Origin of the sequence: Methanobrevibacter sp., assembly GCF_045220775.1 — an archaeon.
GTDB lineage: Archaea > Methanobacteriota > Methanobacteria > Methanobacteriales > Methanobacteriaceae > Methanocatella.
In genome coordinates this window covers 14700-28636 of sequence record NZ_JBGUWC010000171.1, presented here as the reverse complement: position 1 = coordinate 28636, position 13937 = coordinate 14700, and the positions used below count along the sequence as shown (strand labels likewise).

At 31.3% G+C, this 13937-nt stretch carries 4 protein-coding genes and 1 pseudogene; 2 read left to right on the top strand and 3 right to left on the bottom strand.

All coding sequences use genetic code 11. The features are described 5' to 3' along the window. Window positions 1-360, top strand: a pseudogene (locus ACJROP_RS11385) (hypothetical protein); the annotation flags it as partial. Between the two features lie 774 nt (window positions 361-1134). Here the strand turns inward: ACJROP_RS11385 and ACJROP_RS11380 are convergent. The 3 genes from ACJROP_RS11380 to ACJROP_RS11370 are packed head-to-tail and all read right to left on the bottom strand — an operon-like array spanning window position 1135 to window position 10577. Next, the gene (locus tag ACJROP_RS11380) at window positions 1135-2976 is read right to left on the bottom strand and encodes a DUF11 domain-containing protein (protein ID WP_406535583.1); all 1842 of its coding nucleotides are present in this window, start codon (window positions 2974-2976) and stop codon (window positions 1135-1137) included. A 23-nt stretch (window positions 2977-2999) separates the two neighbouring features. After that, on the bottom strand, window positions 3000-7517 hold the full coding sequence (locus tag ACJROP_RS11375; RefSeq protein WP_406535582.1) for a C1 family peptidase: 4518 nt from the start codon (window positions 7515-7517) through the stop codon (window positions 3000-3002). Window positions 7518-7547: 30 nt separating this feature from the next. After that, window positions 7548-10577, bottom strand: coding sequence for a hypothetical protein (locus tag ACJROP_RS11370; protein WP_406535581.1), 3030 nt, complete (start codon window positions 10575-10577; stop codon window positions 7548-7550). Window positions 10578-10873: 296 nt separating this feature from the next. Here ACJROP_RS11370 and ACJROP_RS11365 point away from each other — a divergent pair, with 296 nt between their 5' ends. After that, window positions 10874-13807, top strand: coding sequence for an Ig-like domain repeat protein (locus tag ACJROP_RS11365; protein ID WP_406535580.1), 2934 nt, complete (start codon window positions 10874-10876; stop codon window positions 13805-13807). Window positions 13808-13937 lie beyond the last annotated feature (130 nt).

Here is a 13937-nt window from a genome sequence, read left to right as displayed (position 1 = left end):
ATACCTGGTGAATTTAGGGTTACTGCTGTTGTAAACGATACCAAATACGTATCTGAAAGCATTACCAACACTATTACTGTAAACACTGAAGAAACTTACAATATCACTGCCAATGATATTAACATGACCTACAAAGACGGTACAGCTTACGAAGTCCAATTAGTGAACTCCGAAGGCCAAGCAGTTGCTTTACGCGGTCAAATCATTAAAATAACAGCCAATGGAATTAGTTACAATGTAAAAACAGATACAAACGGTATTGCAAAACTAACAATCAACTATGCACCTGGAACCTACGAATTAAAAGCAGAATACAACGGCGTTGAAATAACCAACACAGCTATTGTAAACAATGCATAAAAAACAAAAACATTTCAAAAATGGGTTTATTAAAAAATAAACCCTCACTTTTTTTATTTTTTTTCATAATTTCTAATTTAACTTGTCTAAATCATACCATTAATTCAACTCATTGAACTACCCAAATTGTAGAATTTGAGGATTCTTACTTCACGGACTGTATGCTCTTTTGAGCATAGGATTACCGTGCTATCCCCCTTGTCCCGAAAGTTCAGAGATTCATAGTTTAATGTATTTTTTAACTTGGTTTTTCGTTGAAAAAACATGAATTAAACTTTTTATTGTCATTTGTTATTATTTATTTGATCATATTAGAGAGCACTTGAAAAGTACTAGTGCTCCACTTTTGTGCAATTCATCTTGAAGTCAAGGCATTCTTGCACTCTCAAGATAAGCGAGATTCATGATAAAACATTAAACATGAATTAAAGTATATTGTCTCAAGAAACTATTAAAATAAAAAAGGGAAGAATTAAATATTTTGAAGTTATGAAACAATGCAAAAAAATAGTTATAAGACTCTGAAACTCTGACATTTAACAAGCAACAATAATCACATACTCCTACACATTAGGTGACAGATTGAAAAAAGGGATTATTATGCACTAAATATCGAATAGATTCATATGGAATCATTAGATATTAATTATTCAATATCATAGCACAATTATTAGGCGATTCCTGTTTTAATGCATGTGGAAAAATTCATTTAATTATCTAATGGAAAATAATGCATGATTATGATACAAAAAAATAAATAATGATTAAAAATAATCATTTTTTAATTTTAATTGTGTTTTTTATGCTTGATTTTCCATAAGTTGTAGTAATACCATATTTTCCAACTTTTAAATTTTTAAGACTGACAGTTGCAATTCCTTTTTTATTAGTTTTTGCAGTGTATTTTTTGCCCTTAAATTTAAAAGTTAATTTTTTACCAGCGACAGCCTTGCCTTTGTTGTTTACTAATTTTACACTAAATTTGGTTATTTTTGATTTCTTTTTGGATAAGTTTTTAGCAATCAAAAGAGGTTTGACTGTAATCTTTTTTGATATTGTTAATCCGTTGCATGTTGCTTTAATTGTGAATGTCCCTACCTTAACGTTCTTAGTGTCCAATTCTATATAACCATCAGCATTTGTTCTGAGAGATTGGGTATTCTTATTAAATGTAAATGTGATTTTTGCACCGCTAACTGCTTTTCCATCTCCATCCTTAAGATAAATTCTATATTTTTGATTTCCAGTGAAATATTTAGTCAAATCACTGGCTACAAGCTTATAGGACTTAACCACCAAGGTATTGCGTGTAATATTGTTGTTTACTGATTCATCATAAGTTGAAGTGGTTATTGATGGAGATAAATTGATTTTACCCGCTTTTAATACTGTAAAAGTAATAGCTACATTCTGACTGCCAACAGGAACGCTACCTAAATTCCAAACCAGTTTCCTAGTATTTGAATCATAACCAATAGTGCCTTGTGTAGCAGTTGCTTTAACATATTTCAATGAATCCGGTACATCATATAGAACTTTGACATCACTAGCGCTATCCGGGCCATTGTTATTGACGAAATAATTCAATTCAAACGTATTTCCTACAGTGAAAATGCCATCTTTTGAATGGGTGACTGCATTCATAGTCATGTAAATTTCAGATTGAGGAACATACAATGAAGCAGAATCCGTGAAATTTTCTCCGAATTCGTTCTGATATCTTGCCTGATAAAAATAGGATCCTCCAGTTTCATTTATGACATACTCAAGCATTGCATCCCCATTTTCATCAGTGAAATTATAACCTACAAAATTACCATTAACATAAAAATCTATTTTTTTGTTAATGTTTGCATCATATAACCCAGGACATACCAAATTAGCTTTCAATATGATTTTTTCTTTATTATTTCCCCTAACATCATGAACTGTTACACTGGATGTATTGATATTTGACATTACGTTAAGCATTCCCAAGGATTGTGATTCAAGATACCTATAATCTCCAACGAATTTCACAATTACTTTGTAGTTTTTAACTTCTTTTGGAGTAAATGAAATAGTTGCAACGCCACCCTTAGTGGTGCTGGCAGAGTAGCTATTTCCATCGATTATAAACTCTACAGGCTTATCTGAAATAGGATTGGAATTAGTATCAATTAAATTAGCAAAAAGATTTGTGGACTTGTTAACGACAGTTGTCACATTTTCTAAAACAATTGTTGATTCTTTTGGAATATTATTCAATATTAATTTCATTTCAGCTTTACCTTGCAATTCTTTTACATCACAAGCAGTTGCAGTAATCCAGTATTCCCCATTTGGAGAATTTGAAGTGTCCCATGAAACAGACCATCCGTCGGAAGGGTTTGAGTCTTGCTTATCAAAATATTTGGTGTGTGATTCCATATGTTCCGCAGTAACATTAACATATTTCACTTCATTGTGCTCATGAACTGTAACGTTAAAATTAACATCCCCAGAAACTTCTTGAGCAGGCATGTAATCATCAATTGTCACAATTGGATTTTCCATCCCCTCATGTGCTGAAACTGCACCTATTGAACAAATGAAACCTATGACAATAAACAATATTAATACAGTTTTTTTATTCATTTTATCACCATAATAACTAATCCTTACTTTTTAACAAGTATAGTCTTTTTAACAGTATCCTTTAAATAAGAAACTTGAATTGAATATTTTTTATTAACTTTAAGCTTTTTAACTACCTTTTTATTAATTGTTATCTTAGCAACACCTTTTTTATCTGTTTTAGCAGTGTATTTTTTACCATTGAATTTGAAAGTAACTTTTTTGCCCTTAATATATTTTCCATTAATCTTGCTCAAAGTCACTTTTACAGTTACTTTTTTAGCGGATTTTTTGATTTTATTAGTGTTTAATTTCAAAATAGATTTAACAGAGACTTTATTTGAAACTTTAACACCATCATAACTGGCAGTAATTACATAATTTTTTGGTTTGAGAGTAATCTTTAAAGAAGCCCAACCGGATTTATCCACATTAACTTTATAAGAGTTGCCACCTATTGTGAATGTGACATATCCGCTAGCCAAAGCTTCCTTATTTGGCCCCAAAACACGTACTTTATAACTAGAACCATCAGAATAACTCATTGAAACATCTTTATTGCCTGTTAATGATGCAAAATGCTTAACGTTAACCAAATCGCTGCCGGTCAGCGGCAAATAATTACTGTCACCATCATAAGTATAACTCAACAATGATTCTCCAAACGGCAAATCATCAACTTGGAATATGGCTTTTCCATCTTTTATCATAGCATAATAACTATTGGCGCCAATATCCGCAAAGATATATCCTTTTGCATCAGCAGGGAGATTAAATGTAATTACGGCAGTTTTACCAACATATAACATGTCATAAGTTATGCTTACTCTAAAGTCTGCTTTGGTTACTGAAACCTTAAATATTTTGGAATAATAATATCCTTCGATTCCACTGTAAGTAACATTAATTTCATGATTTCCAATTGTTAATCCGGATAAGGAAACATTTAATTGATCAAGTGTGAAATAATCATTATAATACTCATTTCCATCAATCAAGACAATTAAATCACCATGAGCATTATCTGAAAAAGTTAATGACATGTATTCATCATCGAATATTTTCACTACAGATGAATAATTTACATCCTGAATTACAATCGGAGTCCTGTTTACGATTAAATTCTCATTAAGCACAGATCCGACAATGTCATCATAGCCATCGAAAGACACCCTAATAGGATAATTGCCATTAATTATATTGAATTTGAAACAAGCATTGCCTTCACTATCAGTAGCATTCTCATAAGTGACCCCATTTACTGAAAAAGTAATCAATTTATCAGGTATTGGAGCATTATTGAATTTAGATAAATTAACTATGCAAACCAATCCCTCAGTTACATATTTGAGTTCGACAAACGCCAGCTTGCTTTTATAGACATTAGTCTGAATAGTGTAGTTTTTATAAACAGACTCATAATTTTTATTTGTGAATGACACAATGATTTCGTGAATGCCATAATCCAAATCATCTAAAAACAAACTAGCCCTACCATCAGCAGCGTTTAGAGTATAGTCTTTACCTGAAACTGATATTGTTACTGATTCGTTGATTGGCTTTGAAAAACTAATGTTGATTGTAAGATTTTCTCGCTTTTCATTGAAAACAACATCTAAACCTATACTGGCTTTGGAAACATTAACTGAAAGGTTCCTATCCAATACATCACCACATTTCAAATTGATTTCATATTGGCCGATATCCAATAAAAATGGGAGCTCATAAGATTTATTGCCGCTGACACTGATTGCATATGAGATGCTATTCACTGTCAAATTCACAATATCGCTTAACAGATTATTTTCACTATCGATTAATGCAATGTTCATTATTAAATTATCCCCATATTGAATGTCCTTAATATTGACTATCATATTGGCATCAAAGAACTCCATATTGCATTCATCAAAGGAAGAATTATAACTTTCACTATTAAATCTGGCAGAAATCACACTCAATGACTTGTTCTTGAATATGTGAGTTATGTTTGCCATACCATTTGTAACATTAACAGTATAGTCAACTCCTTCAATAGTGAAAACCACTTCTCCACTATTTATTAAATTTCCATATTGGTCACATACTTTTGCCCTAATGTTGGCTGATTGAACACCCTTATCGGAAGCATCCAATTTGATAGTGGAATTCAAATTATTGAATATTGTAAATGCTTTAATACTGGCTATCTGAGATGAATATCTGTGATTAAAATCAGAGAATGAATAATTAAACAAATCAAACCAATTTTCACCATCTTTACTGAAATAAGAAATTCCGGTTGAGAAAGGAACCTTATTTATGTAGTTTGACTCGAGAATTGGAATATTAGCATATCCATCACAACTAATCTTAAACACGACTTTAAATATGTCTCCAGGATGAAGAGGAATCAAATCACCTAAATTAATGGTATAATAACCAGCAGGAGATCTGCCACTTTTTGTCAGTTCGAATACATCATTGACATAAATGGAAACATCCCAATTGGTGATTGCATTAAAATATGTGGAAACTGCAGCCAAATACTCATTGTCACTGGCTGTGAATATGTTTTCAAACCATATTGTATTTTCTCCAGTAATCAAGTAATCAGTTTTACCGGAAATATCGTATTGATAGTTCTTATCGTATCTCATTGTGTCATTTAGAATAAATGTATAAGACACTTCCTCTTTTCCAACTTGAGCAAACTTAGTATCATAATATGATACATAGAAGTATCCGTCATCTCCCCAGTCAGTTCCCCAACTGTTTTTGACTATGAATGCTCCATTTCCTTCAGGAATCCTATTGAAATTATATTTGGAATAAGTATCATTCCAACCGACAATGGTTACTGCATGATTTGAAGGCATTATTGTATCATAGTAATAATAGCTATCGCCCAAGAGATATAATGCGGAATAATAGATTCCAGTTGCAACAGCACCATACTTCAGGATAGCTTCCTTAATAGCATCATTATCCAAATAATTATCCCTTTTAAGATAAACGACATTTTGAATATGCAACAATGGATTCAGCAAAGTAGATAATGTGCTCATATCATCAAATGAATCTTCAGATTCCAAAACAGGACCTAACCATCCTGCAAGATAACCAATACCCATATCATCATAACCGCCTTCATTTACATCTATCTGCCATCCGTAGTCAGAAAAAGATGCCATTAAATTTTTCATGTTTTCTTCAGACAAATCATAAGTGGTATTTGTTGCCTTTAGAATACAGGATTCCAAAGCGGCCAGAACCGCAAAAGACCAGCAATTCCCACTATCTTGCTGATCCTTAATTGAAGTCACATAACCGTCATCGACAAGATTATAATAACTTGGCAGGATAATGTCATCTTGAGCAACATATTCAAAAACAGTATAATTTGAAGACTGCATTACCGGATTGATTGTGGACGTATTGAAAATATCATTATTAACTGATGCATGATTGTTTTCATAAGAATTCCCATTATTCTGATATTCCTTATTTGAAATAGAATAAAATGCCCCTGCACAGATTTTTGCAGAATTATTAATGAATTTGTTAGATATCAAAAGCAGGGAAGTAACATTATCCAAAAATAAAGCCCCACCATTATTTGCAGAATTATTAATGAAATCTGAAGCAGTTATTAAAGATGTTCCATACATCTGATAAATTACACCACCATCATATTTGGCAGTATTTCCAAATGCATATAACTTATTTATATCCAATTTAGCGTTTAATCCAGTTATGGCTGCACCAAAAGTAGATGAACAATTAATTATATCCAAATTCTCGGCAACCAAAGTTGATGACAATATATAAATTGCACCTCCACAATCTCCTGTTGAAAAGTCATTTTCAAATTTTGATTTTTTAATAGTGACTTTGTTAGCATTTACGGCAGAAATGGCTCCACCATAATTAAATGCATGATTGTTAATGAAAAAACAATTGTTTATTTCAAGAAAACCTTCATCAATGTAAATTGCACCGCCATATTCGGCAGTATTATTGATAAAATAGCAATTGGTTAATGTAATTGAATGGAATTCCTCATCATCTTCCCTGTAAGAAGTATAAATGCTCCCACCATAAGAATTGTCATATTCGTCAAGAGCATGACCAACACCATTCTTAAATATCACATTTTCAGCAGAGAAATCTCCTTGATTTTTAAATGTGGCACCAGATATTGTTAAATTCTTTAAAATCAAATTACTAGAAGATATTTCCAATTTATTGCATTTTATTATTGTATTATTAATATTTTGACCAATAATTGTTACATTATTCAAAGAACGGAACGATTTATAATTATATTCCCCATCAGTTAAATGTACAACACTGTCCTTTTCAATTTTAATGTTTTCAATACTATTATATGGATTGTCAATCGATCCGTTTCCGGATTCAGTATTTGATGCATTAACATAAATATCTGCAGCATAGATGGAATTATCTATATCTACCTCAACAACATTAGTTGTCTCATTATTTAATGCAAAGGCCGGCTGTATGAAAATTAAAATAGTGAAGATTATTAATAATGCCTTAATTTTATTAGATTCAAACATGATTTCACTCCAAAATAATAATGAAAACTTCTATTTTTTAATTTTAATTTTTTTAGTTAATTTTGTCTTTTTATAGGTTATGACAACCTTATATTTACCCACTTTGAGATTTTTAAGATAAACAGTAGCAATACCTTTTTTATTAGTTTTTGCTGAGTATTTTTTTCCATTGACTTTAAAAGTTACTGTTTTGCCTTTAAATGGTTTTTTACCTTTTACCACGGCAGTATATTTGATCTTTTTAGATTTTTTCTTGGACAAGTTCTTAGCGGATAGCACCTTTTTAACAGTGATTGTGTTTTTTACTCCAGCATCACCGCATTTAGCAGTAATTGTGTATTTTTTAGGAAGTTGATTTATTACTAATGAAGCAACACCATTTTTATCAGTGTAACGCTTATATGTTTTCCCATTTATTTTAAATACGACTAATTTGCCAGCACCGACAGCTTTTCCACCATCACCTAAAATTTTAACTTTATAAGCAGACCCATCTGTGTAGAATACTGTCATGTCCTTATTTTTAGTGATTTTTATATTCTCTGCTATGTTAACAGAGAAATTGCCGCTTATTCTATCATAATTATTGTCTCCAAGATACATCCAATAAATATTTTTCACACCATATCCTAAAGAGGATATGTCTAAGCTTGCAACGCCATTTTGGACATCTGCATAAAGGTTTTTACCACCTACATCAAATAAAACCCTGCCGGTAGCATCTTCTGGCAACTTAACGGTAACAACATTTGATTTGGATAAATCATGAGTGACAACATTATTGTCAAGGACATATTTTTCAATGAAAATTTCCTCATCCACTAGAAGGGAATTATACTTATCATCACCGTTATAAGAAATATTGACTTTGGTTTCGCCAATCGGCAATTTAGGAAGTGTGATTGATGCAGACCCATTGAGTATAGGCATGCTGTAAGTTTCGTTACCGATTTCAAGATAAAGTTCGCCATTTATATCTTCAGACAAATAAAAGTTAACTAAAACACCAGTTGAAGTGATATTATAGTGCATTTCTAATTTTGAATCATGTTTAACGGCTTGAATGGTTTTCTTATAATATTTATTAATGGAAAATGTTTCCAAACCTTCTTTTAGAGGAATATATTCGAATGTAGCTTCACTGTTTTTAATTATCAATGAAGAATTAGAAATCTGATTTAAACTAGTGGTAATATTCACTTCCCAATCCGGCAAAACATCACCTAACTCTTTAATAGTGCCGTTTTCATTTACTTTATTCAAAGTGATTTTATATACATTTGAAGAAGAGAGATAAGCAGAATCATTTCCTTCGATTTCCATTATAACATAATTGTCGGGGAATACTACATCACTAAGTTGATACTTTCCGATTAACTCTTTGAAAAATGGATTGTTGGATCCCCAATAGTTGTTATTTGAAGTAAAGTCACAAGGAATATCTTGGTATGGAACAGAGTACAATGCAGAACCAGCGATGCCTATATTATTATCAAAAATTGAATATTCAATATTGAAAGTGGCCAAATTATCCTCATCAACCATTTCAGTTTGAGGGATTAATATTGCCCCGCCTAATCCTGAAGCGTGAGTCCATACGTCCCATCTTGTTGCTTCATTTTCTTTGAAAATACAGTGGGATACCTGTAAGAAGCTACTTAAGTAATTGGCAATAGCTCCACCATCGCCCATAGCTGCTTTGTTTCTATAAAATGTATCATTAGTTAAGCTTAAGTTTCCTGCTTTAGAACATATTGCTCCACCCCAGGACAATATTGAAGCCTGGCCATAAGCGTCAGGAGAGGATTCTACCCAATTATATTCAAATACATCATTTGTACTTACAACATTTCCCAAATCAGGATTTTTAGTGTCATAGTATCCATAAACATAAATTGCTCCACCATTACGTCCTGCAAAATTATTTCTAAAGGTATTGTTATTGGATCTGAGGTTGCCCTGTGTGAAAATTGCTCCACCTTGGATTGTTACTGAATTGGAATCAAACAGGTTATTTTCAATTATCATTACATTTTGGGAATAATATCCTATAGCCCCACCATTCAAAGACCCGGTATTGTTAACGAATTTTGAATTATAAACCTCCAAATCTCCATTTGTTATCCTGATAACATTAGTCATTGCGGAGTTGGTATTTGCATCATTAACTATGGTATTATTTTCAAAATTGGAGTTGTTTACAGTAATGTTTGATTTATCAGATGATCCTACAATGAAACCGAATACTGTAGACACAGATGCCTTAACCCTACTGTAACTACCCACCAGACTCACGTTATTGAGTGATAACAATCCTGAATTATAGATAAGTCCTCCCTGAATCTGAACGGTAGTTGCCTTAGCAAGAATTCCATTGTTTGAAAAGTTTGTATTTTCCAATGCCAGATTACCTGAATTCTTAATTAACAACCCATAAACATATAATAGACCATTTCCTGAGCAATTTAAGATAGAATTTTCAAAATTAGTATTATTTACTTTAAATTCACCTTCGTTTACAATTGCTGCATTTAAAGTGCCTGCAGCAACCTGTTTTTGAGTTGTGAAAGTTACATTATCAAAAATAAGCTTTCCCAAATTGGTAATGCCTGAAGCGGTTGTTGGATTATAATTTAACAAAACCATATTTTTTAGGGTCAAACTTCCTTTCTTGTTAACATAGAATAATTTTGCCTCATCTGCACTATTGATTGTGAATCCTTTTCCATCAATAACAACATTTTTGTTAATTGAAATTCCATTTTTCAATTTAGAATCAGAACTTGAATTATATGCATAGCTTTTATTTAGTTCTATTATATTATTTTCATTGATTAAGTTGTTTAATGAGGTATAAGACCCAACTTCTTCATCAGTTCCCTGCGCATCTTCAAGCAGTACTCCATCATCTGTTTCTTCTTGAAGTTCATTTATAGTTGAGATTGCTTGCGATTCATTAAGCATGTCGTTTTCATCAATCGCCCATAGGGGTGATGAAAACACGATTAAAACAAAAAAAATCGCAACGATTAAAGAAATTCCTTTTTTAGATTTCCCCATTATTTTCACCGATTAGTATTAATTAAAGTTAAAAAATTATTATAATGATAATAATAGTATAATATATATTATTATGAATAAATAAACTTAACCTAAAATCACTTGAATTATTAAATAGTATTACTAAAATACTGTTTTAAGTAAAAAAAGTAATACTAATTATTTTTTTGATTAAAAAAAGCAAATTATTAATATTTTAAAAATCAAGATTTATAAATGTAATAATATTTTTTTAATTTTTATTGAATTATATATTACAAAACATAACAATTATGAATAAAGGAGGAACACAAATAATGAAGAATTTAAAACGAATATCATTTATATGCTTAATATTAATTGCTTCAATTATTTTAGTTTCAGCAGTCTCTGCAACAGAAGATACTACTGATTCAGAAAGCCTGAATGAAATAAATGATATGGAAACCTTGGAAATTGATAATTCTGATTCCATCTCCATTGATGAAAATGACGCTCTCAGCAGTGATAATCATAAGGAAGGTGAAGGATACATAGAATTTGACAAAGACTCTTATGAAATTGAAGAGCAAAAACAGGACACAAAAATAACCGGAACAGTATATTATTATGATGAAAATTTTGGAGAATATGATTCCTATTGGATAGACATAAATATTAATTGCAGTTATACTGACGGTAACGGCACACAAAGAAGTTATACCACAAAAGTAAGTAACGGCAACTTAATATTTGATTTGAATCAATGCGAAGGATTGGTTGCATCTGATTCCCCTTATAATTTGACTTTCCGTCCGGTTAATGACACCCTTTATGAAACATATGTCGGGGAAAATTATGATAAACCTCTTGTCGATTCATGGGTTACATTGACTGTGACCCCATCACAAAACGATCCCGGGGAAATTAATGAGGAAGAAGGCATTATTTATGTTGACCCCGATTCAGGAAAAGATGAAAATGGGTATGGATTGAAGAACAAACCATATAAAACCATCAAATATGCCGTTTCCCAAGCTGAAGACAATTATACAATCTATTTATATGAAGGAAGATATGATGAAAATTCCATTACCCTGAGAAAATCCTTATCAATAATCGGTGAAAACAGAAATGTAATAATCACCTCCTCTGTAACTAACAGGAAAATTTTTGATTCACCATATGATTCAAATGGAAACCATGTCAATTTAAGATTTGAAAATTTAACTTTTGATGGAATTAAATCCGGACAGTATAATGCAATTCTATACCTTAGAAACGAAGATAAAAATGAAATAATCAATTGCGTATTCGAAAACAACGATGGAGAACGTAATATCTGGTCCGCTTCAAGTGAAACCCTAATCGAAAACTGCGAATTCAGAAATTGCGGATACACTTCAGCAGGAAATATTATTTATTTAAGTGGAAAAGGCACTCAAAATATAACTAACGTAACATTCAAAGGAATTTCCAATAGTGGAAGCGGAGTTGTAACTTTAATCAATATAATGAATAGGCCAACCATAGCAAATATCAATAATATTACTATTAAAGATTCATATGGAATACTAAATGGAATTTCAGATGCCGGTTCCGGAAACTTGCCTAATTCAATTAACATTCAAAATGCAATATTTGAAAATAATGAATTCCGTAAAACAAGTAATAACCAAGGAGGATCCTTATTTTCAATAGCAAGTCATTCAGAACTTGAAATTTCAAATTCAACAATTATCAACAATGATATTTCACGAGGGGTTTTTGTTGGAGGAAATGGAACCAAAATAACTGCAAATTATAACTTAATCTGTGGCAATGGAGGGGACATTTTAGTTAGTACTGTATCATCTGCCCCTGTAACTGACTATGATATGAATTACAATTATTGGGGAAGTGAGAATCCCGATTTAGGAGATTTAGTAGTTGATGTTATCGCAACAAACGACAAATTTACTGAAATAAAAGTTATTGGAAGCAAACTTGATCCGACAATGAACATCAATGTTGCAAATGATACAATTTTTGAAGGAAGCGCCTTAACAATTGAAGTAATTTTAGATGAAACCGCTACAGGCAACATTACCATAATAGGTCTTGGAAATATCGAACCTCAACAACTTGAAAATGGTAAAACAACATTTACAATAGCTAATTTACTTCCTAATCAATACACAATTGTTTTAAATTATTCTGGTGATGATAATTACAATAACAAAACTAATGAAACAACAATTACTGTAAAAGAGAAATTAAATGCTACAATTAATGTAAATCCAGTTGAAATTTATGAAGGTGAAAATGCAACAATTACAATCACCTTAAATGAAGAGCTAACTGGTGACTTAACCATATCTAATAATAACACGACTATTTCAACAGTAATATTGCCTCAAAATAATGTAAATATAAGTATTGGTGATTTAACAGTGGGTAAACATACCATTACCATCATATATAGTGGTGATGCTAAATACAAGTCACTCACAACAACAACAATTGTAAATGTCCTTGAAAATGCCACAACTGGAAACATTACTGGAAACGAAACCGGCAATGCAACCGGGAATGAAACTGGAAACAACACAGGAAACATTACCGGGAACGAAACCGGCAATGCAACCGGGAATGAAACTGGAAACAACACAGGAAACATTACCGGGGGCGAAACCAACAATGAAACTGGAAAAACAACAAACCCAGTCACAGAAGATTCATTAAAAATAACCAAAAATGAAGAAAATAAAACACAAACAATCAGTATCGAATTACCGGATGATGCAACAGGTACTCTAACCGTGAATATTGATGGAATTGAATATACACAAACTCTTGTTAACGGTAAAGCTGCAGTAACTATTCGAGCATTAGTTTCAGGACTTCACAATATTGTCGTTACATATAGTGGAGATGACAAATACACTAGTATTTCTAAAAAAACTACTATTGGTGTTGCAGAACCTGCAAAAACAACAACCAAAAAAGTTGCTTCAAAAATAACTGCTAAAAATAAAACCTTTAAAGCTAAAACTAAAGTTAAAAAATACACAATAACATTAAAAGCTGGTAAAAAACTTATTAAAAATGTTAAAGTTACATTGAAAATCAATGGAAAAACCTATACTACAAAAACAAACTCTAAAGGAAAAGCAACCTTTAAAATTAAGAAATTAACTAAAAAAGGAAAATATACAGCAGTTATTAAATTCAAAGGAAACAAAACTTACAAAGCAACCAATAAGAAAGTTAGAATTACAATTAAAAAATAGAGTTTAATCCTCTATTTTTCTTTTTTTATTTTAAACAACTCCCTCATTAATAGAAATTAATGTAGTGAAAATAAATCTGAATACCCCCACACCAAATAATTTAAAAGATTCTATCGAAAAGACACTTATT

Bases quoted from the DNA above. Each gene is read 5' to 3' on its own strand.
- ACJROP_RS11375 (WP_406535582.1), bottom strand. From the start codon at position 7,517: ATGTTTGAATCTAATAAAATTAAGGCATTATTAATAATCTTCACTATT.
- ACJROP_RS11380 (WP_406535583.1), bottom strand. From the start codon at position 2,976: ATGAATAAAAAAACTGTATTAATATTGTTTATTGTCATAGGTTTCATT.
- ACJROP_RS11365 (WP_406535580.1), top strand. From the start codon at position 10,874: ATGAAGAATTTAAAACGAATATCATTTATATGCTTAATATTAATTGCT.
- ACJROP_RS11370 (WP_406535581.1), bottom strand. From the start codon at position 10,577: ATGGGGAAATCTAAAAAAGGAATTTCTTTAATCGTTGCGATTTTTTTT.